The following is a 20,859-nucleotide window of genomic DNA, read 5'->3' as shown; positions in this document are numbered from 1 at the left end:
CGTGTTTCCATAGAATTAAGGAACACGTGGTTTTTTTGCTTAAAAAAGATTTGCCATATTAGTATAAACGGAATATACTAAGTGAACCATAGAAAGGGGCATCTCATATGAGCAAAGAAGAAGACAAGGAATTAATCAATGATGGCCTGGCTGACGACACCGTCATTGAGGAAACAGATGCGGCAATCACCCAATCGCAGCGCATGTCAGCGACTCAAATCATTATTTTAGGGCTGGCACTGATTGGGGCTTTTCTAGGTGTGCTTGACACATCGATTGTTTACACGGGTACCGTTAAAATGGCGGCACAATTGCATTTGAATGCTGGCGCGTTGTCTTGGGTGCAGGTGGCCTATGCGCTAACTTATGCTGGGCTGATGCTAGTAGGCGGTAAATTAGGCGATATTTACGGACGCAAACCATTATTCATTGCGAGTTTAGCTATTTTCGGAGTTGGCAGTCTGGCAGTCGGGGCAGCTACCAATGCGCTTGTCATGATTAGCTTTCGCGCTGTTCAAGGCGTGGGCGCGGCCATTCTTGCACCGAACTGTTTGGCTTTGTTAACAGACACCTTTCAAGGAAAAGCACGACAGCGGGCAATCGGCTACTATGCTTCCGTCATTGGAGCCGGTGCAGCGGTTGGTTTAGTCATTGGCGGCTTCTTTGCAACGTTTGCGTCATGGCGGGTCGGTTTCTACATGAATGGTCCGATCGCATTAATCATGGTTGGTATTGCGGCAAGATATTTACCTAGTGCAAAACGCCAAACCGGAAAGATTGACTGGATTGGTACGATCTTGTCAGTATTAGCGATGACTTCAATCTCATATGGGTTAGATGGCAGTCCATGGCCAATCCCCACGTTGCTGATTTCAGCAGTTCTTTGGGTTGCATTCATTGCTAGTCAAGGTCGCGTTGCCCACCCGACAATGCCACTGGAAATCTTTACGGATAGGGAACGGATGGCTTCTTATGTCAGTTCTCTGTTGTTTAGTGCCGCTGCAATCGGCTTTTGGTTCTACACACCTCAGTTTATGCAAGGCGTCTTAGGATTAACGCCATTTATGACTGCATTAGGCATGGTGCCAATGGCCATCTTACTCTTCATTGTGGCAGTCAAGGCCCGGACCTTCGTTGATCGGTGGCGTAATTCAAAGGTCATGATCTTCGGATTTGTCACGGTGCTACTTTCATTGGCTGAACTGGCAGTGGCATCACGGTTTGCCAATTACTGGTTTTTGTTACTTGGGACACTCGGATTTGCGGTAGGATTCGCGCTGGCATTTGCCACACTCGCTACTTCAGGTTTGGCTAGAATTCGGCCGGAAATTTCGGGAGCTGCATCAGGCGTCTACAACACCGCCCGACAATTTGGCGGCGCTTTAGGACTGGCAATCTTTGCGGCGTCAACTAGCAGCTTAACTAAGATTGCGGATGTATTCGGACAGGCAATGTTGATTGGCGTCGGCATGACCATTGTTGGCCTGATACTTGTCGTCACGCTCATTATTCCGGCAGAAAAAGCCGCCAAGTAACGGTATCATTGGTATAATAGAATATACACAATCGTTTAATGGGAGGTATATTCGATGGCTTTTTCAGTCGCATTTTCGCAAGCACTTGAAATCACGGCCTACGTCAACGCAAAGTCCCAAGCACAACATGAAGACTATTTATCGATTCAAAAGATTTCCGAAATGCTAAACATTCCGGTTCCTAGCATTAAAAAAATTTCGTCCACACTTAAAAAAAGTGGTATTTTAACGTCGAAAACCGGTCTCAATGGCGGTTTGCGATTAGCCAAAACGCCACAAACGATTACAGTTTATGAGATCTTAACGGCAATTGAAGGGACGGCGCCGTTATTTAAGCTTCATCAGGAAATCGATCCGGCCGCGTTTGTCAACGGCGAGCGCGTCACGAGTTGGTTAACAGCAAGCACCAACGTTCTAAACCGAGCCGAAGATGCTATGGTGCAAGTGCTAAAGCAGACGAGCATTGCTGATTTGGCTGAAGCCGCAGAAGCGTAAAAATCGAAATCTAACTTTTCATCGCCTCATTCAAGACTAACGTTGGCGCGTTGGTATTGGATGAGGCGATTTTGCTTACGGCATTTTCAGGATCGTGCAACTGTGGGGCAGTCAGTAAATAGTCAGCAAGTGCGCCTCCATTGGCAAACCTTTTCGGAAATGGGGACGATTAACGCGTTGTCAAGTTTCAAAATACAACGATTATCGGCGAAAACCCGACGTTTAAAAGTTAATGATCCGTAACATGCGCAGCCTCGGTATATTGTGGGTAGCGATATCGAAGCTGCGTTGCATTGAAACGTGCGAGTGAAGGTGGATAAATGGAAAGAAAACGTCATTTGCTATTGTCGCCAGGATTTTGCGTTTTATATATCTTGCTTTTGGTTGTGCTAATCAGCCAGCTGCTTTTAATTCCAGCAGTTTACACGCTGAAATTGGACTTCTGGGCTGGGAATATCTTATTTAAAGCCATCATTTTACTGGTGATGATCGCACTTAATTGGCTGTTACTGAAACAAGTTATCGTCTTAAAAGTGACACTTAGTCGACCACGATTGAAGCCAGTTATCATTTGGGGACTGCTCTTTATACTTATCGCTTGGTTCACGGTTACAAATCGAACACCGATTGACGTCTTGCAAGCAGCTGTGATTGGTACTATTGCCGCTGTTCCCGAAGAGTATTTGTTTCGTGGCGTCATGCTTGGCGGGTTGATTCGGGCGTTTTATGTTGCCCATCATCGCCATGCCAAATACCAACTCTTATTTTGCATAGGGTTAAGCAGTCTTGTTTTTTCATTGGCTCACCTGAGTAATTTGCCTGCTCAAGGGCTTGTGATAACAATTGCCCAAGTGATCCAGGCATTTGGCATGGGGGCTATTTTTGCAGCACTTTATATTCGTTACGGATCGTTGCTTATGCCAATATTGATCCACTTTTTGATTGATTTTGTTATCACTTTGGTTAGTGGACCGTATCCGAAAGAAGCGCCTAGTGATCCCAACGCTATAACGATGACGATTGTTCACGCATTCCTTATTGCCGGGATTTACCTGGCGATTGCACTGCGACTTTTTCGCCGTGGCCAAAACAATGAAAAGTTTCTGGCACGATTGTCGCATTCGTAAACTGGCTGTATGTATCAATTATGATAGAACGAGTTTAAGGAGAAAAACGATGTCTACGCGACTGACTAAACTAGTCGATTATGGGTTGATAATCGCTACCATTATTTTTGCCATTTATACGGTCACATCGGCAATTGGGTGGACCAATCATGGGAGTTTTGTGACGCCAATGTTGATTTTGATGACGTTGTTAATGCTGTTAAGCGAGCGGGAGGAAAAGCAGAAGAGCGCGTGAATCAAAAAAGATTTTGGCGCTGCTTATTAACATTTATTGTCGGTTATATGTGTGCAGTTTGTCATCATTTCCCCGGCGAATGGATGCACATGCTGGCCGCGAGCCTAATCGCCTTTCTAAGTTGGCTTAAGACTGGATGCTCACAGTGGCGAAAAAGACATGGGTAAAAGTAAATACAGTTGCAGTTGCTTGAGTTTTGAAGAGAAGGCGGCAATATCAAATAATCGCCGGGTTTTTAACGATAAACGTCAAAATTAGGTTTTTTACGACGATTTTCTTGCAAAAATCGACGTTAAAAAATTCATTCCCACAAACCTGGCTGTCTACTTTATATTGATGGGGAAGAAGGGAAGTCCTTCTAACAAAGGGAAAGGAGGAAAATGGGATGACCATGCGAACAGGACTAGCTTTGAAGGAAATCTCGGGAAAAATGCTTGAATTGACGAGCGGTGGGAATGTTCCTTTATCCAATTGCAGTGTGGATCCACCAAACGAACGCCATCCGCCAGCTTACGAATCGGCATTTAAGTATAAACTGCCGATTGTTCATCCAATTAAGGTGGCGACTTAAGTGATAATTTAGGCTGATAGATAGATTGAAAGGCTCATAAAGGAAAAAGGAGGAAGAACATGGATCATTTAAAAACTTTAAACACGGCTGATTTGGCAAGTATTTCTGGTGGCGATAATGGTAATCTGTGGACCTTTATCGGGAAGGCCATTGGTTCAACCGCGCGTTCTTGGGCTGAAGGCGCCATGTTTGCGCCAGCCATTGGTCCTGCCAAAGAGATTGTTGACAAACTTAACGGCAATTAGTATCCGGGATGAATAGGCACTCGAACGGGCAAACGTATGAATAAGATAAATCTTTTAATGTTAGCTACGTTTATCTTGGTATATCTATTAGGTGTTTTGGTATATACGTGCTGTAAAAAAGATGGTCACTATCGCGTTTGGAATGATAAATATCTCGACAGTGAGCATCAGATAGCCTTTAAACGTGCTTATATTTTGAATGCCATCTGGTTTATTACCTACGCTTAAACTTTGAGTGTTCCGTTCAATGCCTAAGCTGTACGCTGTAATGCTGCCGTACAAACCAAGTAGCAGAATTTCGATGGTGAAGGTCAAGTGACTTTAATCCAGGCATGCCGCTGATGACTCCATGGTTGTATTTGCAAAAAGTTGTGCGGTAGATGAGCATTTTATCGCCACAATATCCATAACAAAGACTTTTGGATCAACTGGCGAGTAGTTTCTTACAAATACAAGGAGGTAATTTTAATGACTAAGTTGAATGAAGCTGAATTGAGTAAGATTTCCGGCGGTATCGGACCGCTCGCAATCCCTGTCGCTGCTATTCTTGGATTCCTGGCAACAGATGCGTGGAGCCATGCTGATGAGCTGGTGGCGGGAGTCAAGCAAGGATGGGAACGATCGTAATAACGGTGCGTTAATTCTTAAGCGTTGTCGCCGTTGTAAAAGTATCTCTGCCCAGAACAAGCCTTTTATCTGTGGGCGAGCATGTTCTTTCTGTCATTGCTACGGCAGATCTGGCAATGCACGGCGCCAAACGTGTTACAAGTGAAGGTGCACTAGCGCAACTTTTTTGGAGTGAAAGATGAAGAAATTGAAATGGTTTTCTGGTGGGAATGAACGGGCTGAACAAGCGATACAGCTTATCGATGAACTGCTTCGCGACTTCGATGACAGTTCTTCCCATAGTGATCGCTTACGGACAGTGCTAAGGAACAATAGAGAGGCCTTAATTTACAAGCAAGCAGCGGTTCCATTTATTTTAAGCCGCATGAATCTAGAAATCTCTAATGCCCTGTTGCAAAACAATATCTTGTTAACCAAGCAACAATCTGACAAATTCGAGCAGCTTTCTTCGCTGGCGAATATCAGATATGGGTACTAGAGGCCACTCCTAAAACGGTGAGTGCGCTTGATTATGGTTAGGCTCACTGATTCATTTGGTGCAGATCAAACTCCGATTGCGATGCTGGTTGGTATGGGCCTGTTGTCAATGGATGATGCCTAAAAGGTTGTCCATTTTATAACGGCGACGTAGGCAAACTAGTTTCGAATATAACGGTCTAACTTAAAAAGACAGAGCCAAAACTGATCGGTCGATAAATGATTTAGTGATGAGCAAAGCGAAGGTACGATGACGATTCTTAAAACTATGCGCACATAGCTTAATGAAGCTTCTTTCTGGATTATCGTTTGTATCTGTTTCGGCGGGTTTTCGCTCAGTGATGTCTTAAACAAGCTGATTGTCGATTGCTTGGGTTTTGATTTTTTCATCGTCCGGGCGTTCATAGAGATGCTTTCAATCTTCATTGTTTTGATTCTTTTCTCTAAATTAAGTGTCACATCTTCAAAGGTTAAAGACCGTAAACGCTCTAAATAACAAATTTTCTTTGTTTGATTTCAAAGTATTGGTAAGGTGGCAGTGTTATTGTCAGTGGGAAGCCTGTCATCTCAAGGAGACAGCAACTATTGTGACACAGCCATCTGCCAGGCTATAATAATGCAATATCGGCTGTTCATGACGGCAAATGAGATTTTAGGTGACACTACTGATATTTGGGAACTGTTTTTAGTGTCAGAATCTTGTTACACTATGTTCGATCAGCCAAAAAACGCAAAAGTCTCCTGATTTGTATTGAAACAAAAATACAAATCAGGAGATCTTGCGCGTGAGTATGGCAGAACTGATGCTAAATAAGATGAGCTTTCAAAACCCACGATTGTTTTTTCTTCCTGACAGTAAAAGGCCTTTCGGAAACAATATTAAATAGGTAAAATGGCTTCATTTTTGTGACTTCTTACTTGTATGATGACCTTAGCAGAACGTATAGTATCTCCGAACCTGTGCTCGCTAATTTGCCGCTTCAATGTAAATTTAAAGGAAGACTCAAGGAGCTTTGCTTATGACAGTTGTGATATATTCTATACTTTTGATTCTGGCATTTTTCTTCACATTCGTATTTGTAACTGCGATCGGCTGGCAGATGATAGACCTCTTAAGACATCGGCTTCATCCGCGAACATCTTTTTGGGAGAAATATTCCCAATTGACGCAGTTGGCCATTAGTATATTGCCTTTTTCTTAGAAGGCGGGAGAACATAAAGAACAGGTTACTAATGGATTACTGAAAGAAGTAAAAATAAGTCTGCTCGTAAACGAGGTGAGCGTAATCGATCAATTTGCAAGATTATCATTCCAACAGAAAGTGTCGTTGCTTGTTGCCATTGGGGTTTTAATAATGGCGTTTTGGTACTTTTCACCGGGAATTTTAAAGGGGATTTATGACGCTGGTTATCAAACGGGTCAGTCGATAGCACGTTGGTTGAAGTAGAGCTGATGAAGGGTAGCACTGTGAATCTTTATTACGCAACATGGCTTATCTTTTTGGCAACTTTGTTTGTTTTCAAAGATCGCAAATTTGTTAAAAGAATGATTTCCGCGATTTTAGATGATGGAAGTTTAGTATTTGGTATCAGAACTGTCATATGGTTGGCTCTTTTAGGGCTTTTCTTTGTCACAAATCACACTGATTGGCCTTCAGCAGTCCTTATACTGCTCATCGTTAGTGCAGTAATTTTAATTGATTGGCATAAAACCTTTCAGGAGGAATAGTATTTCCAACCTGTATAAACCAACCAAATAACGCATCCTTGATATTGAGGATGCGTTATTTGTGCGTTCAGCTGTGTTGATTAACAGAAATCTAGGATGATTGCCCAGTCACACTCTTCTTAAGATAAAGCTCGTGTGCCTGTTAAGATGTTGCGCAACTCGCCCATTCTCCGAATACTGACCTCAAGTTTATCTTGATTGTCCATATAAACGAATCGGTTTGTGATGTCCAGACGCATAACATGTGCGGGATTAATCAGGATACTCTTATGGCATCGACACAAGTTGGTATATTTGGTTGCCAGTTCCTTAAGGTTGCCAGGAAAGGTTGTAATTTCATTTTCTGCATGAAGCTCCAGTGTCCCTGAGACGCCGGGAGCAGTTTGAATATAGATGAGCTCATCCATTTCAAGTGAAAAAATGCTGGAGTTGATGCTGTAGCTAAACAATCTGGGAGATGCGACCTGACGCGCCTTTAAACGTTTTATTGCATAAAGAATGTTATTTCGAATTTTCTTTTCTGTCTTCGAAGGTGAGTTCTTGTTGATCATGTCCAACGGTGCGATTTTGTGCTCTAAAATCCTTAAAGCTTCATCTACATGGCTGGTGATGAAGAGGATATCGACATAATATGACTTTCTCCGAATGGCTGTGGCTACATCTACGCCGCTTGTCGCTGAATCTCCCAGCTCGATATCAAGGAGGAAGATACTATCATTGATGGCTGACCAATCGACAGCTGCAAGCAGTTCAGTTGCTGACGTTGTTGCCAGCCGGATCTTGGCGGGTAGTTCTTCAATCAGAAGGTACTGCTGCACAGTTTCTTGGATAAAGGTTAGATAGTCAGGGTTGTCTTCGAGAATATAAATGTTTAGGATTGTTTTGTTTTTAGGCATGGGCTTTTCCTCCTATAAATAGCGTGATCTTTAATTGATCATTGTTGATAATTGCTTTACGCATGCTGATATTGGGATTTTGTTGGATTAGGTCATTGATAATGGACATGCCTTGCCCGTGGCCTGAGCCCTTTGTTGTAAATCCTTTTTGGTTAAGTCGAGTTAAATCAAAGCCGTCAGGAATCGGGTTTGCAACAACAATTTCTAAGTGATCGCGGGCGGGTAATAAGAGAACTCTGAAAGACTTAAGTTTAAGTGTGGCAGTTTCGTCAATAGCATTATCAATTAAAATGCCCAAGATTCTGATAATTGCAAATCCGACATCACTTTCCAGGGATCGGACTGTATCTTTGGTATGCATGTACATTGTTATGCCACGGTTTGCAGATTCGGACCATTTGAGATACAGCAAACTCCTGAGCGGATCACTTTCGATCAAAGCTAAGGCATCTTTGCCTATCTCAGCTTTTTGAAGTGCATCCTGTGCTTGAGTGACAATCGTTCGAACGTCTGATGAGTGGTGTGGTGATGATTTCTGCAAGCTAAGCTGTAACGTTGCAAGTAAGTTTTTGTAATCATGAAGAATCCTACTGGTATTGATACGTTGCTGCTCAAGGGCTGAATAGTACGCGCGTTTTGAAGCTTCCGCGTGCTTGATAACTAACAACTCCAAAGAATACTGATATGATTTTACGATGAAGAATAACGAGAATACATTGATAACCATAAAAAGAATTAAGGTTAACAAAATAAGAAGTGTTAGGATATCGGTGATTTCAAGAAATGAAAAAGCAAACTCTAAACAGTAAAGCGAAACGCAGGTCACTATTAAATAAATAACTGCCGGTCTCCAAATAGCTATTTTTTTTTGGATTTGTTCACGGATAGAATTAATGAATAGCTTCTTTTTCATTAACACCTGAGACATGACAATTGCAAATATGACATCAATGATCAGCTTGATGCTATTTGAGATAGTGGATGATTGGACAGATAGAAACAGAAATACGATTTTAGTGACTAGTAATTGAAGGTTAATAACAATTAAGTTAAGTTCTAGAAATAAGAAAACCCAGAAGATATCAAAACGCTGATATTTTTTTGAAATATTTGTTGCATATAAAATACCAAATGTTATTTCACCAACTGATGAAAGAAATGTGGAGAGCGTTCCTGCGGCGAGTGACCATAAGAAAATATGCCTGAGTTTGAAGTCGTTAAAGTAAATATACGAAAGGAAAGTAAGATCAATCAAAAAGATCGGTAAGTGAAACAAGAAGTAATACAAGTCTGTAGAAATAATCATGCTATAATCTTTACCTTTCTGTTTGTAGGCGGTTAACTTCCTAAAAATTGCCAAGGTGCTCGAAAATCTGCGTTAAATGGCGAAAAAGCTACGTTTATTTTTTGCCTAACCAAAATTTTTAAAGATCTGGTACGATCACTTTGAACGAAAGACAAAACGAAGGGAGAAAAAGGTAATGAAAAAATTTAAAGATGAGGAAATGCCAATGATGACAGATCTTGAACTTTCAAGTTTTGTTGGCGGAATGCTCCGAGATGAAGGTTTTACGTTTAACAAGTTTAAGAACTGGCTAACGAGTATCTTTGGCTAGTTTTCTTACGTGTGGGAGAAGAACACTCGTAAAAGAGGTTACAAATAATCTCGTATTGCGAGCTACACAATATAAAAATTATTAAATTTGCATATATTTATAATTTTTATATTAATATAACTGCTATGGCCCTCGATAAAATGCATGATAGCACAATTTACCTAGTCAATATAGTGCTTTTACTTATTTTTTGTTCTGGAGAGGCTGATGTCAATTGGCAATTCAATTTTTAAAGTGGAGATAATTACATGTTTAAACACACCCCCAAACTAGGCCAGATCACCTACTACAAACGCTTCTACACCGCACAAGTTGACGAGCGTGACTGTGGTGTGGCTGCGTTAAACATGCTGCTTAAATACAATGGGTCGGACTATTCGTTAGCCCACCTGCGCGAGTTAGCGAAGACAAATCAGGATGGCACGACGGCTTTGGGAATCGTTCGGGCCGCTGAAGCACTAGCGTTTGAGACAAAACCGGTACAGGCGGATATGCAGTTGTTTGATCTTGAGGATGTGCCTTATCCGTTTATTGCCCATGTGCTGAAGCGCGGTGAATTGCTTCATTACTATGTTGTTTTTAAAGCAACGCGCACGAGTATTCTGATTGGCGATCCTGACCCGTCAGTGCGCATGACCTGGCTTTCGCGAGAGGTGTTTGAAAAAGAATGGTCGGGTGTGGCCATCTTTATTGCACCGGCGCCGCAGTATCAGCCGCGTAAGGAGGACAAAGGCAGTTTGTTTGCGTTTGTACCCATGCTGGCTAAGCAAAAAGGTATTATCGCGAACATTATTCTGGCCGCGGTATTGATTACGGTCATTAGTATCGTTGGGTCGTATTTTTTGCAGTCTATTATTGATACGTATATAGTGCCTGGTGATTTAGGCTGCGGTTTCTGGCCGAATTTCAGTCACTTTATAGTTGATTTGATAATGCAGGCCACCCTGTTCGACCACAATAGAAATTGGTACAGAAAAAAGCTTAAGGAGGAGGTCGATATTTGCCAATGCAATCGCGCTATCCACCGTTACCACCAAGGACTCAGCCGTTCTGGTGTTCACTAAGTCAAGCCCAAGTGAACCTTTCAAGAAGGCAAACTTGCGCTCAATGGCACCGCGACGGTTTTCCGCACTGACATCGGCTTTGCGCTGTTTCGGATCCACATGTTTGGGCTTTCGACCCAGCTTTGGCCCATTAAGTTTAATGCCTAGCTTCTTACACAGATTGATGTTATCTCGCGTGCGATAGAGAGTATCGACCAGCACCTCATCCGGATATTCACCCACTAGGTCAAAAGCATGGTCAAGCGTTACTTCAAGATCAGTGCTTTCGTTAAATGAATTGAAGTCGAAACGCTCTACATCAATCACGCCATCCAACATGGAACAGTCAATCTTGGCGCCAAACTCAACGGACTGCTTTGCCTTACCTCGCACGATTGGCCGGATATACGGCTGTTGAAGGCTAACGATGCGATTCTCGACATGGTGAGTGTGGTTCTCAAACATGAAGAGCTGCTGCTCATAGACTTGTTTAATCACTTCCAGACGCTGTGCTTGCCAATCAGTGAGCTGACCGCCTTGCGCAAGCAGTTCCGCCACATATCGCAGATCTCTTCGGATGTATTGTAGCTGAGCCTGAAGCTGTTTGCGGCGTTCCTTGTTTTGACGCCGCGGTTTCCTCGAAAAAGCGGTCCACTTACCTTTTGCTTCACGTCTGTACGTCCGCGGAATTTCCACACCTAACCCGTGGGCCAGATCTGTGACCATTTGTTCGAGATTCAAACGACTCTGGTTAAGCAGCGTTGTATCTTGGGGATACTTGATCTTGACCGGAACGGCAGTCGCATCACTAATCAAAACATGTGTCCCCTCAGGTAGATCGGCCTCCAACCGCTCGCGCGTGAAGTCATTAGTAATGTTGCGGATCAAATCTGAGATGGCTGAAAGCCGTTGGCGAAAGTGCACCAACGTTGTGTGTTCAAATGGCTTCTTAGCGCGATATTCGGGTAATCCGATGAAGTACTGATAGGCTGGTGTATCACGGATATCGTCGACAACTTGGCGGTCGGTCAGGCCTTTCTTCAACTGGATCAACGTTGCGCCATAAAGCAATCGAAATGGCTTCGCTGCTCGGCCGGTTTTTGAAGGGAACTGTAATTGGTATGCCTCTTCAAGTTTGGCCCATGGGATCAATTCTGCATATTGAACCCACTCGTTGTCCGGGCTGAGCGGTGTTCCCAGAGCGCTTCCAAAGGATTCAAGTGATAGTTGCGTTGCTTTTTGACGATAAACCATGATCAATTCCTCCGATAGGTCAGCGATAAGTGCAAGGGTAAATCCCAAAGCATAGGCATTTCGGGCAAATAAGGCTTACACTTATTATACACTTAACTATTGTCAAAGCCTATCATGAAAGTACTTTTATAGTTTTTCACCATCCACTATATACCGAATGCCATGCGGACGACGATGGGGATGATTGCTAGTGGCCTTTTGGTGGCTTACTTGCTGCAAGCTGTGTTGACTTATGGCCAGAATTTTTTGATGGCGGTGTTGGGGCAGCGGCTTGCGATTGATGTCATTTTAGGGTATGTGCGCCACTTATATGAATTGCCGATGTCGTTTTTTTCAACTCGGCGGACCGGAGAGATTGTGTCGCGGTTTGCGGATGCCAATAAAATTATTGACGCGCTGGCGAATACGATTATGACGTTGTTTTTGGATGTCTGGATTGTCCTAATATTAGGCATTGTTCTAGGGATCCAAAATGGGACTTTGTTTTTAGTGTCATTGATTGCCGTGCCGTGTTATTTGGTGATTGTTTTTGCATTTCAGCGGCCGTTTGATCGGTTGAACCAAGAGACGATGGAAAGTAACGCAATCTTGAGTTCATCGATTATTGAAGATTTGAATGGCATTGAAACCATCAAGTCCTTGACCGGCGAACGAGTTAGCTATGAACGGGTTGATCGGGAATTTCTAACCTATTTGAAGAGGTCGTTTAGTTACACCAAGGCAGATCAGTTACAGCAAGCGATTAAAGGCCTGTTGAAGCTGGCGTTGAACGTTGTGGTGTTGTGGATTGGGGCAAGTTTGGTGATTGCCAATCGAATGAGTTTGGGGCAGATGCTGACCTTTAATGCGCTGCTGTCATACTTTACGAATCCGCTTGAAAGCATCATCAACCTACAGCCAAAGTTACAAATGGCGCGGGTTGCTAACAATCGCCTGAATGAAGTTTATCTGGTCGAATCGGAATTCAAAGAACAGCGGCACTTGACGGAGCGGCATTTAATCGAAGGTCCGATACGCGTTCGGGATGTCTCGTTTAAATATGGTTTTGGCCAAGATGTGTTAAAAAACATCAACCTTGAAGTGCCGGAAAATGCTAAATATACCATTGTCGGTATGAGCGGTTCTGGTAAGTCGACATTAGCAAAATTATTAGTTGGCTTTTACCCGGTTGATGCCGATAAAGGAACCATTACGTTTAATGGCATTCCGGTCAAAGACATTAACCTGACAACATTACGGCAATATATTGAATATGTACCTCAGGATCCGTTTATTTTTTCGGGCACGGTGTTGGAGAATTTGACGTTAGGTAGCCGTTCGGATGTTTCGGAACAAGATTTGACGCAGGCGTGTTTGGCTGCGGAAATTGCCGCAGACATCGCAAACTTACCGCAGCAGTGGCAGACCAAATTGTCAGAAAGCGGCAGCATTTTATCAGGCGGTCAGAAGCAGCGGCTGGCGATTGCACGGGCCTTGTTGTCACCGGCAAAAGTACTGATTTTTGACGAATCGACCAGCAGTCTGGATACCATTACAGAGCGAAAAATTGTCGATCGCTTGCTGGCAATGACGGATCGGACCATTATTTTTGTTGCCCATCGCTTAACTATTGCGGCTAAAACCGAACAAATTGTGGTGATGGATCATGGCAAAATTGTGGAACAAGGTGACCATGCAACGTTGTTAGCCCAAGACGGTTATTACGCGCGCCTGGTTCATGAGTGAGGTGAGCTTTAGATGATGGATCCCAAAAAACTTGCAACGACCGAATATTACCAGCACCGCTTTCGCAATTTTTCAACGATGATTATTATGCCTAGTACGATTCTTTTCTTAGGCTTGCTATTGTTTCTGATCTTTGCTCGGCGCGAGGTAACTGTGCTGACAGCTGCCGAAATTGAACCGGTAAAGGCAGCCGTGACAGTTCAGGCGACGGCCGCCAATCGGATCGTCTCGAACCGCATGAAAGAAGGCAAGCGCGTGAAGAAAGGCGAGACCTTACTTGTTTACCACGATGTCGCCAATCCAACACAAATCAAATTACTCAAGCAGCAACTGGCAACGCTAAAAGAGCAACAGCAGCAATTGGATGTTTTGAAACAAAGTGTTACCGAAAACAAAGATCTTTTTTCAAAGGCAGACCGATTCGGCTATCAACAACAGGTGCAAGATTATCTGAGTCAACGGCGAGTGCTGACACTGACAGCAGAGGCTGAGCAGGCAACCCAAACCGTCGCTAGTGAAAAAAACAAAGAGATTGATCGGTTACTAAGCGCCAGTATCCAAACGAGCCAAGCAAAAATGGCCGCTATCTCCGAGGCAAAAGCGGCGATTCAGGCGAACAAACCCTTGGCCAGTCGCCACGCCTATCACTACCTTTATCAACAATATGAAAGTGAGATAAAAAATACCGACGCGGAGGCACAGGCGAACCTTAAACGCCAGTACCTTGCTCAATTACAGACACAGTTGGATGAGGAACAAACCAATTTGACGTCTTTAGAGCAGCAACGGGCCGGTCAAAAACAAGCAGATGTATCGGCTCAAAAAGCGGGAGAGACTCAGGCTAATCTAACCGCATTACAAAGTCGGTTGCAGCAAACAGCCGTTGCGGAACAGACGAAGGTTCAGCAACAGGTCCAAGCAGACGAGGCTAAGTTAGCTACCTTGAATGATGAAACTCAAAACTATCATGTCAAAGCAAGTGCCAGTGGCGTTTTGCATTTAGAAACTGCCTTGGCAGGGAATCAATACGTCCCTTCAGGAAGCGTGTTGGCACGAATTCTGCCGGATTTAACGGAACAAACGGTTGCTGACATAAAATTAGGCGTTTCGCCGACAGAGATCATGAGCATCAAGCGTGGGCAGAAAGTACGCCTGCGAATTGCTGAGAATGTGCCGACCCCTACCATATTAGATGGCCGGGTTTATGCGATTGACGTCGCCCCAACACGCGATCCGAAAGTTGGTAACTTCTTTACGGTCAAGGCGCGGGTGAAATTATCTAAATCGCAGCGGCAGTCCCTTTATTATGGATTAGCCGGCCAAGCATCTGTTATCACCGGCACAAAGACTTATTGGGATTACTTTGCAGATAAGATGTTTAACCATCGATAAATCGGTATTTACCGCTTTTGTCGTTTAGTAGCGAAAAGGCGATGCCCATTATTTAAGAAAATGACCATAAAAAACGATACGGATCAAGTTAATCAAATGAAAGGCGGTGATCGGCGTATGGATTACGAGGAAGAATTAGAAACAAAAGGCTATATCGACTGCCTGTTGCATGAATTACATGAACAACCGCAGCTCATCCGCCAAACGAATATTGAAGAAGTTGTGGAAAGAACCAAGGAAGAGATTATCCGCGATGGTTTCCATGGCTATGAATTACGACGGCATGTTTTTCGGATGATACTAAGAATTGATTTTATCCTCACGACTGAAAGTGTACGGTTGAGTCAAGAAGGACGAGATGCGATTGATGAGCTACGAAGGATCGCCAATGGACAGAAGAAGGAAGATCCCCGTCGCTTTTTGCGAATCCGGCATTTTCTGGCGCAGCGATTCCAACATCATATGCAATAAGTTGAGACCGAGAAATGATTGCTAGTTTGTGCGTGCTTGTCATGAATAAGGCGGTCAAATCCGTTAGTTTCAAAAAGTCAAAAATACACCCTGTTATGAATTGTGCTAGAATAGTGAATGTTTATTTTCAATTTTTTTGGAAAAGACAATCCCTATAAGAAGAAGGATTAGCACGAGTTATGAAGGCAAAAGATAACCAAGCGGATCGGGGAGACCAACCGCTTTCAGAAAAACATCATATGCAGATTCCGTGGTATGACGTGATTGTCAGCGAAGAGCGGCAAGCGGATCATGCCACCCTTGAAGAGCGCGCGTCACTCGTCGGCCGAGTCGGGATCATGTTGCTGGCGTGTGGTACCGGGGCGTGGCGCGTGCGTGAGGCGATGAACACCGTTGCTCGAGCATTGCGGATGTCATGTTCAGCAGATATTGGCCTAATTTCCTTATCGTATACCTGCTTTAGCAATAACCATGCCTATTCTGAGGTGCTTTCACTGCCAAAAAGCGGTGTGAATACTGATAAGTTGGATGCGTTGGAACGTTTTGTGCGTCATTTTGACAAAGAGTATGCGACTCAAACCGTCCGGGATATTCACCATCGACTTGATCAAATTCAAAAAATGTCTGGCAATTACGATCCGTTGCGCGCCGGATTGGCAGCAGCCTTGGCGTGTTGCGCTTTCGTCTTTTTGTTAGGCGGCGGTCCTATCGAAATGGTTTGTTGTTTTGTTGGTGCAGGGATCGGTAATTGGCTGCGTGAAATCATGATTCGGCGTAACTGGACACTGCTGGCTTGTATCGGTGTCAGTGTGGCGGTTGCCTGTTTGGTTTATTTTATCGCTTTTCGCGGATTGGAAATGGGACTGGGCATTGCAGCGCGGCATGAAGCGGGGTATATCGGCGCCATGTTGTTTGTGATTCCGGGCTTCCCGTTTATCACCAGTATGCTGGATATTTCGAAGCAGGATATGCGCTCGGGAATGGAACGACTACTGTATGCGTTGATGATTACCATTGTGGCTTCGCTGGTTGGTTGGCTGGTCGCGATGGTTGTCCATTTACGCCCGGAAAACTTTGTCGACTTAGGCTTGAGTCCGGTCCTTCTTTTGATTTATCGCCTCATTGCCAGCTTTTGTGGGGTCTTCGGATTCTCGGTGATGTTTAACAGCCCCCGCCGAATGGCAATCCAGGCCGGGTTGATTGGGGCAGTGGCGAATACGTTGCGGCTTGAATTGGTGGATCTCAATACGATTCCCCCTGCTGCGGCGGCATTTATCGGCGCACTGGTGGCTGGGCTGATTGCATCGGCGATTAATCGCGTTGATGGCTATCCGCGGATTTCGCTAACAGTGCCATCAATCGTCATCATGGTGCCTGGCTTGTATATTTACCGGGCAGTTTACAATATTGGATTGAATAATATTGGCGTCGGTGCCGAATGGATGACGCGTGCCGCACTTATCATTATGTTTTTACCGCTGGGCTTGTTTACCGCTCGCTTGATTATGGATTCTCGCTGGCGGCAAAGTGATTAATTAATATGACTTTTTAGCAACACAAATAACCCCACTTCAAATCGGAGTGGGGTTTTGTGATGGTTATGACTTGAATCGTCAACTGGAAGTGTGGGTGCTTTTTGGTGAACTCGTTAGTTGTTATGTAGCAACAGCGCTGTTGCAGAAGAAAGCTGCCGGCAGCAACGAGTTAACGCAAGCATCAAACCAACTTGGCAAGCGTGATCGTCATCACACTCAGATGGCTTGTACAGTCAGCTTACACTTAGATAAATCGGTGAGGGGGTTCATTTGACAACCGCTCACTGATTATTAGTTGACTACCACTCGTAACCAACCGGATTCTTGATCATGCGCTCGTAAACATCTTTAACGACTGCCATCTGATCAGGGGTTAAGGCAGGCATTTCGGCTGCGTCGGTGTTACGTTCGATCTGGGTCGGGTTGCTGGCACCGGGAATGACCGCTGAAACGGCATCGTACATTAGAATAAACCGTAGTGCCGTTGCGGCCAGATTGTCAGATCCTAACCGCTCTTTTAGTTCGCGGGCTGCTTTGACGCCGGTTAAATAGTCAACGCCGGAGAAAGTTTCGCCTTTGCTGAAGTGTTCGCCATGGCGGTTGTTGGCGCGCTGATCTGTGGGGGCAAATTGGGTCTTTTCATCGAACTTTCCGGTCAGGAGGCCGCTTGCCAAGGGTACCCGCGCGAGAATGCCGACATTGTGTTGTTTAGCCAGCGGGAAGAAGGTGTCGGCCGGGCGCAGGCGGAACATATTGAAAATCACTTCAACAACCGCAGTGTCATAGTCGAGCGCTTTAATGCCTTCTTCGGCCCGTTCAATGCTGACGCCATAATGCCGAATCTTACCGGCTTTTTGCAAGGCATCCAGTGTAAAGAAAGTTTCAGGCTGATAGTAGACTTGCATGGGCGGGCAGTGTAACAAGACAACATCAAGACTGTCTAAGCCCATATTCTGGCGCGATTCGTCAACATAACGGCGAATATGATCCGGATCAAAATGCTCGGCGGTCAATGGCTCTTCTTTGCGGCCAATCTTAGTGGTGAAATGCACATCGGGATGCTCTTTAACGAATGCTCCTACCATCTTTTCGCTTTCACCGCCTTGATAGCCATCAGCGGTATCAAAGAAGTTAACGCCACGATCATAGGCTTCGTCCAAGGTTTCGCGGGCGACATTTGCATCGAATGGCGCACCCCATTTGCCCCCTAGTTGCCAGGTGCCAAGCGAAACTTCACTAATTTTGTAGCCGGTTTTGCCCAATAAACGATATTTCAATTGAAAGATCCTTTCATAAGTGACATGATAAGCTGCAAATAGAAAATTGATCTTTGGCTCCCGGTTCACGGATATTAGGATGAGCACAAGATCGGTATACTGCATGAATAGTCTAGCACAGCACAAAAAGCGTGTCAGTGTTCGGACGACTCGTGTTAGTTACTTTCTACGTTGATAATAATGACTGAGTTGAGTATATACCAGCTAGTAGAAGGATGGATGAGGTGAAGAGATGAGTAAGAAAACCCAACAATTATTTCAGGCGATTGATATAGCTTATAACGATCCAGAAATGGCGAAACATCCAGAAATTCGGCAACAGCTTTTAGAGGCGGCCAAAGACCTAAACCGTGATGTCCCTTATCAAATGGTGGCCCTCAAACTCAGACGGACCATTTCCCGGTATGTGTTACTCAATCACTTACAGTCACCTGCCGCGTTAAGCCAATTGTACACAACGATTGGGGCAACCGGCGATCGTTATTTTGGGGAAGCAACGTTCTTTGGTCAGCTGTTTAGATAAAGCAACGCGTCAACGGCATCTTTGGCGTCATACTTCAGGTGGCTCGAAACGAAAAAACGACGATGCAACGGCCCCCACGATTCCGATGATGCCAAAGATGACCGTTATCTGAGAGACGGGGAGGGAAAGTCCGAGTGCGGCTATCAGCCAGATGCCGGTCCATGCTAGATACACAAGGGCAGCATACCGAAACCACAGCGCCATCCCTAGATTGAAGGCACCTAAGACGAGGCTGAATCCCAGAAGTGATGGCCGAGAGATAGCCAAGTCTAGCAGACCGTGTGAAAAATAATCGATCAGCGCAGGCGCAAAGAAGATGGCGACTAGAGCTGCGAGCCAAGTTAAAACAGTTTTACGTGCTATCTTGTTAAAGAAGATGCCACGTCCGTAAGAAATAGGAATCATAATAAAGACATTCGCGCCGGCTAATGCAATGTTGCCGGCCGTAAGCTGACGATCTTGGCTGATAAACATGAGAAAAATACTTTCAATCAACAGGAACATGATCAACGGCCAGAAGATGGCGAAATGATAACTCACCGAAGCGCGCGGTAGTTCTTTTAAAATGTTATCTGCAGCAGTTTGGGGATCGTCGCTGAAGAAACTGGAAACGCGATGACCAGCTTGGTAGGCATCAATGAGCGTTGTCAGCAGATCGCTGATGGCATGTTCAACTGCGTAAGGGTCTTTGGACAAAGCACCGCGTAAATATTGAACAACCGTTTCCGTGTAGTTATGATCGAGACCGTGGATTTGCTTAAGCAGTTGGTCATTAGCGGCACGCAGTTTCATTAACTTTTTCATGGCGAATGCTTCTCCTGTGTATGGTTTGTGATCAATCGCGGCCTTAGGCGATTAATCCGGAGCGGGGTTCGGGATGATAGAACAATAAGAGTGCTGCGAGGACAACGCCGGCGATGGCAATGCCGACCGTGAATGCTGAAATTGGCAAAAGTAGTCCGGCAAGTGCCAGTAGCCAAATCGTTGACCAACCTAAAAATAGTTTAGCGATTTGCCGAAAACTCAAAGCCACCGCCAAGTTGAGCACGGCACAACTGCCGCAAATGATGGTGAGGGTCGTATGCGAAAAGGCAAATTCAGAATGACTGACGGTTAAGTAACCCAGTATTAAAGGGACGATAACAAGAAGGGTGACAACCAGCAGCAGACCAAAGATTGTTTTGGCCGAGAGCTTATTGAATGAGGCGCCGCGTGCAAATGGCAACCCTAAAAAGGCGAAGACAACAGTAAGCGGCGCAATGGTATTACTTAAAGATAACTGATTGTCTTGACTGACTAACATCGTAAAAATACTGGAGGAAAAAAGAAACATGAGGATCGGCCAGTATTGATCAAACAAGTACCACCAAGAGACGCGTGGCAACTCGGCTAAGATGTTATCCGCTGCTGTTTGGGGATCGTCACTGAAGAAGCTGGCAACGCGATGGCCGGCCTGTTGCGCATCGATTAGGGTTGCAAGTAAGTCACTAATGGCGTGTTCAATGGCGTATGGATCCTTGAACAAAGCACCGCGTAAATATTGGATAACAGTTTCCGTGTAAGTGTAATCAGTGCCGTGAATATTTTTCAGCAGTTGGTCATTTGCCGTTCGCAGCCGATTTAATTTTTTCATGATTCGGTACCTCCTTGGTTAAGCTGTGCCATTGCTTGGGCAAGTTGTTGCCACTGTTGCTGAAAGTCAGCCAAAGCGTCTTGACCGGCATCAGTGAGGTGATAATATTTGCGATCGGGGCCATTGCCGGTAGGACGGCGAACGCCAACGATGAGCTTGTTTTTTTGTAGTTTAAGCAATAACGGGTAGATGGTGCCTTCCGGGATGTTGCCAAAGCCCAATGTGCCCAGTTTTTCATGCAAGCCGTAGCCGTAAATGTCACCTTGCTGAATGATCCGTAAAATGGCGCCTTCGAGGATGCCCTTGAGCATTTGGGATGAAGGTTGCATGCACTGGCCTCCTTTTGATACCTTGTTAAGCATAGTATACCCAGCAGCCTGTACCTTGTAAAGCAAGTTATCAGATTTTAAAAAAGCCAGCGCAAATGGCTGACTTAGCGGGATGATGAGTCAA

21 protein-coding genes and 2 pseudogenes are annotated in these 20,859 nt (G+C 44.7%); 16 read left to right on the top strand and 7 right to left on the bottom strand.

Features of this window, described 5'->3' with window-relative positions; all coding sequences use genetic code 11:
- The first annotated feature begins 107 nt into the window (after positions 1–107).
- From EL173_RS12310 to EL173_RS12245, 9 genes are all read left to right on the top strand, one after another.
- Positions 108–1,535 (top strand): MFS transporter, encoded by a 1,428-nt coding sequence (locus EL173_RS12310; protein ID WP_005692225.1) that lies wholly within the window; start codon positions 108–110, stop codon positions 1,533–1,535.
- 54 nt (positions 1,536–1,589) lie between these two features.
- On the top strand, positions 1,590–2,030 hold the full coding sequence (locus tag EL173_RS12305; RefSeq protein ID WP_005692227.1) for an RrF2 family transcriptional regulator: 441 nt from the start codon (positions 1,590–1,592) through the stop codon (positions 2,028–2,030).
- A gap of 320 nt (positions 2,031–2,350) precedes the next feature.
- Positions 2,351–3,157, top strand: coding sequence for a CPBP family intramembrane glutamic endopeptidase (locus tag EL173_RS12295; protein WP_005692230.1), 807 nt, complete (start codon positions 2,351–2,353; stop codon positions 3,155–3,157).
- A 49-nt stretch (positions 3,158–3,206) separates the two neighbouring features.
- The gene (locus EL173_RS12290; RefSeq protein WP_005692232.1) at positions 3,207–3,392 is read left to right on the top strand and encodes a hypothetical protein; all 186 of its coding nucleotides are present in this window, start codon (positions 3,207–3,209) and stop codon (positions 3,390–3,392) included.
- A 385-nt stretch (positions 3,393–3,777) separates the two neighbouring features.
- Positions 3,778–3,963: a hypothetical protein gene (locus EL173_RS12285; RefSeq protein ID WP_005686849.1), complete on the top strand. Its 186-nt coding sequence runs from the start codon at positions 3,778–3,780 to the stop codon at positions 3,961–3,963.
- 59 nt (positions 3,964–4,022) lie between these two features.
- Complete coding sequence (locus EL173_RS12280; protein ID WP_005686851.1) at positions 4,023–4,208, top strand: bacteriocin; 186 nt, start codon at positions 4,023–4,025, stop codon at positions 4,206–4,208.
- Between the two features lie 468 nt (positions 4,209–4,676).
- Entirely contained in the window at positions 4,677–4,835 is a 159-nt protein-coding gene (locus EL173_RS12270; protein ID WP_005692236.1) for a class IIb bacteriocin, lactobin A/cerein 7B family, read from the top strand.
- 178 nt (positions 4,836–5,013) lie between these two features.
- Entirely contained in the window at positions 5,014–5,313 is a 300-nt protein-coding gene (locus EL173_RS12265) for a bacteriocin immunity family protein (protein ID WP_005692238.1), read from the top strand.
- A 1,467-nt stretch (positions 5,314–6,780) separates the two neighbouring features.
- The gene (locus EL173_RS12245) at positions 6,781–7,041 is read left to right on the top strand and encodes a hypothetical protein (protein WP_014571574.1); all 261 of its coding nucleotides are present in this window, start codon (positions 6,781–6,783) and stop codon (positions 7,039–7,041) included.
- 119 nt (positions 7,042–7,160) lie between these two features.
- On the opposite strand, the gene EL173_RS12240 is transcribed toward EL173_RS12245, so the two are convergent.
- Positions 7,161–7,937, bottom strand: a complete 777-nt coding sequence (locus EL173_RS12240) for a response regulator transcription factor (RefSeq protein ID WP_005692246.1) — start codon at positions 7,935–7,937, stop codon at positions 7,161–7,163.
- Positions 7,930–9,243 carry a GHKL domain-containing protein gene (locus tag EL173_RS12235; RefSeq protein WP_019728291.1) on the bottom strand — a complete coding sequence of 438 codons (1,314 nt, stop codon included), beginning with the start codon at positions 9,241–9,243 and terminating at the stop codon, positions 7,930–7,932. The genes EL173_RS12240 and EL173_RS12235 overlap by 8 nt, the downstream gene beginning before the upstream one ends.
- Before the next feature lie 175 nt (positions 9,244–9,418).
- Here EL173_RS12235 and EL173_RS12230 point away from each other — a divergent pair, with 175 nt between their 5' ends.
- Both EL173_RS12230 and EL173_RS12225 read left to right on the top strand, forming a co-directional pair.
- The gene (locus tag EL173_RS12230) at positions 9,419–9,553 is read left to right on the top strand and encodes a bacteriocin-like peptide, LSEI_2386 family (protein WP_005692249.1); all 135 of its coding nucleotides are present in this window, start codon (positions 9,419–9,421) and stop codon (positions 9,551–9,553) included.
- Between the two features lie 248 nt (positions 9,554–9,801).
- Positions 9,802–10,431, top strand: a pseudogene (locus tag EL173_RS12225) (cysteine peptidase family C39 domain-containing protein); the annotation flags it as partial.
- A 3-nt stretch (positions 10,432–10,434) separates the two neighbouring features.
- Here EL173_RS12225 and EL173_RS12220 read toward each other — a convergent pair.
- On the bottom strand, positions 10,435–11,850 hold the full coding sequence (locus EL173_RS12220; RefSeq protein WP_019728464.1) for an IS5-like element ISLrh2 family transposase: 1,416 nt from the start codon (positions 11,848–11,850) through the stop codon (positions 10,435–10,437).
- 147 nt (positions 11,851–11,997) lie between these two features.
- On the opposite strand from EL173_RS12220, the pseudogene EL173_RS12215 reads away from it, so the two are divergent.
- From EL173_RS12215 to EL173_RS12200, 4 genes and pseudogenes are all read left to right on the top strand, one after another.
- Positions 11,998–13,575: pseudogene (locus EL173_RS12215) on the top strand (peptide cleavage/export ABC transporter); the annotation flags it as partial.
- A gap of 12 nt (positions 13,576–13,587) precedes the next feature.
- Positions 13,588–14,967 carry a bacteriocin secretion accessory protein gene (locus tag EL173_RS12210; RefSeq protein ID WP_005692252.1) on the top strand — a complete coding sequence of 460 codons (1,380 nt, stop codon included), beginning with the start codon at positions 13,588–13,590 and terminating at the stop codon, positions 14,965–14,967.
- A 60-nt stretch (positions 14,968–15,027) separates the two neighbouring features.
- Complete coding sequence (locus EL173_RS12205; RefSeq protein ID WP_005692253.1) at positions 15,028–15,438, top strand: hypothetical protein; 411 nt, start codon at positions 15,028–15,030, stop codon at positions 15,436–15,438.
- Between the two features lie 179 nt (positions 15,439–15,617).
- On the top strand, positions 15,618–16,973 hold the full coding sequence (locus tag EL173_RS12200) for a threonine/serine exporter family protein (protein WP_005692255.1): 1,356 nt from the start codon (positions 15,618–15,620) through the stop codon (positions 16,971–16,973).
- A 299-nt stretch (positions 16,974–17,272) separates the two neighbouring features.
- Here the strand turns inward: EL173_RS12200 and EL173_RS12190 are convergent, their stop codons facing one another.
- The gene (locus EL173_RS12190) at positions 17,273–18,355 is read right to left on the bottom strand and encodes an aldo/keto reductase (protein ID WP_005692258.1); all 1,083 of its coding nucleotides are present in this window, start codon (positions 18,353–18,355) and stop codon (positions 17,273–17,275) included.
- A 127-nt stretch (positions 18,356–18,482) separates the two neighbouring features.
- On the opposite strand from EL173_RS12190, the gene EL173_RS12185 reads away from it, so the two are divergent.
- The gene (locus EL173_RS12185) at positions 18,483–18,773 is read left to right on the top strand and encodes a bacteriocin immunity protein (RefSeq protein WP_005692260.1); all 291 of its coding nucleotides are present in this window, start codon (positions 18,483–18,485) and stop codon (positions 18,771–18,773) included.
- Between the two features lie 27 nt (positions 18,774–18,800).
- Here EL173_RS12185 and EL173_RS12180 read toward each other — a convergent pair whose 3' ends face one another.
- The 3 genes from EL173_RS12180 to EL173_RS12170 are packed head-to-tail and all read right to left on the bottom strand — an operon-like array spanning position 18,801 to position 20,735.
- On the bottom strand, positions 18,801–19,577 hold the full coding sequence (locus EL173_RS12180) for a hypothetical protein (RefSeq protein ID WP_005692262.1): 777 nt from the start codon (positions 19,575–19,577) through the stop codon (positions 18,801–18,803).
- Between the two features lie 43 nt (positions 19,578–19,620).
- The gene (locus EL173_RS12175) at positions 19,621–20,406 is read right to left on the bottom strand and encodes a hypothetical protein (RefSeq protein WP_005692264.1); all 786 of its coding nucleotides are present in this window, start codon (positions 20,404–20,406) and stop codon (positions 19,621–19,623) included.
- A complete protein-coding gene (locus tag EL173_RS12170) occupies positions 20,403–20,735 on the bottom strand; it encodes a PadR family transcriptional regulator (protein WP_005687855.1) in 333 nt (110 codons plus the stop codon). The genes EL173_RS12175 and EL173_RS12170 overlap by 4 nt, the downstream gene beginning before the upstream one ends.
- Positions 20,736–20,859: the final 124 nt, after the last annotated feature.

The sequence above is a fragment of the Lacticaseibacillus rhamnosus genome, from assembly GCF_900636965.1.
Classification (GTDB): Bacteria; Bacillota; Bacilli; order Lactobacillales; family Lactobacillaceae; genus Lacticaseibacillus; species Lacticaseibacillus rhamnosus.
This window is presented reverse-complemented; position numbering and strand designations above follow the sequence as displayed.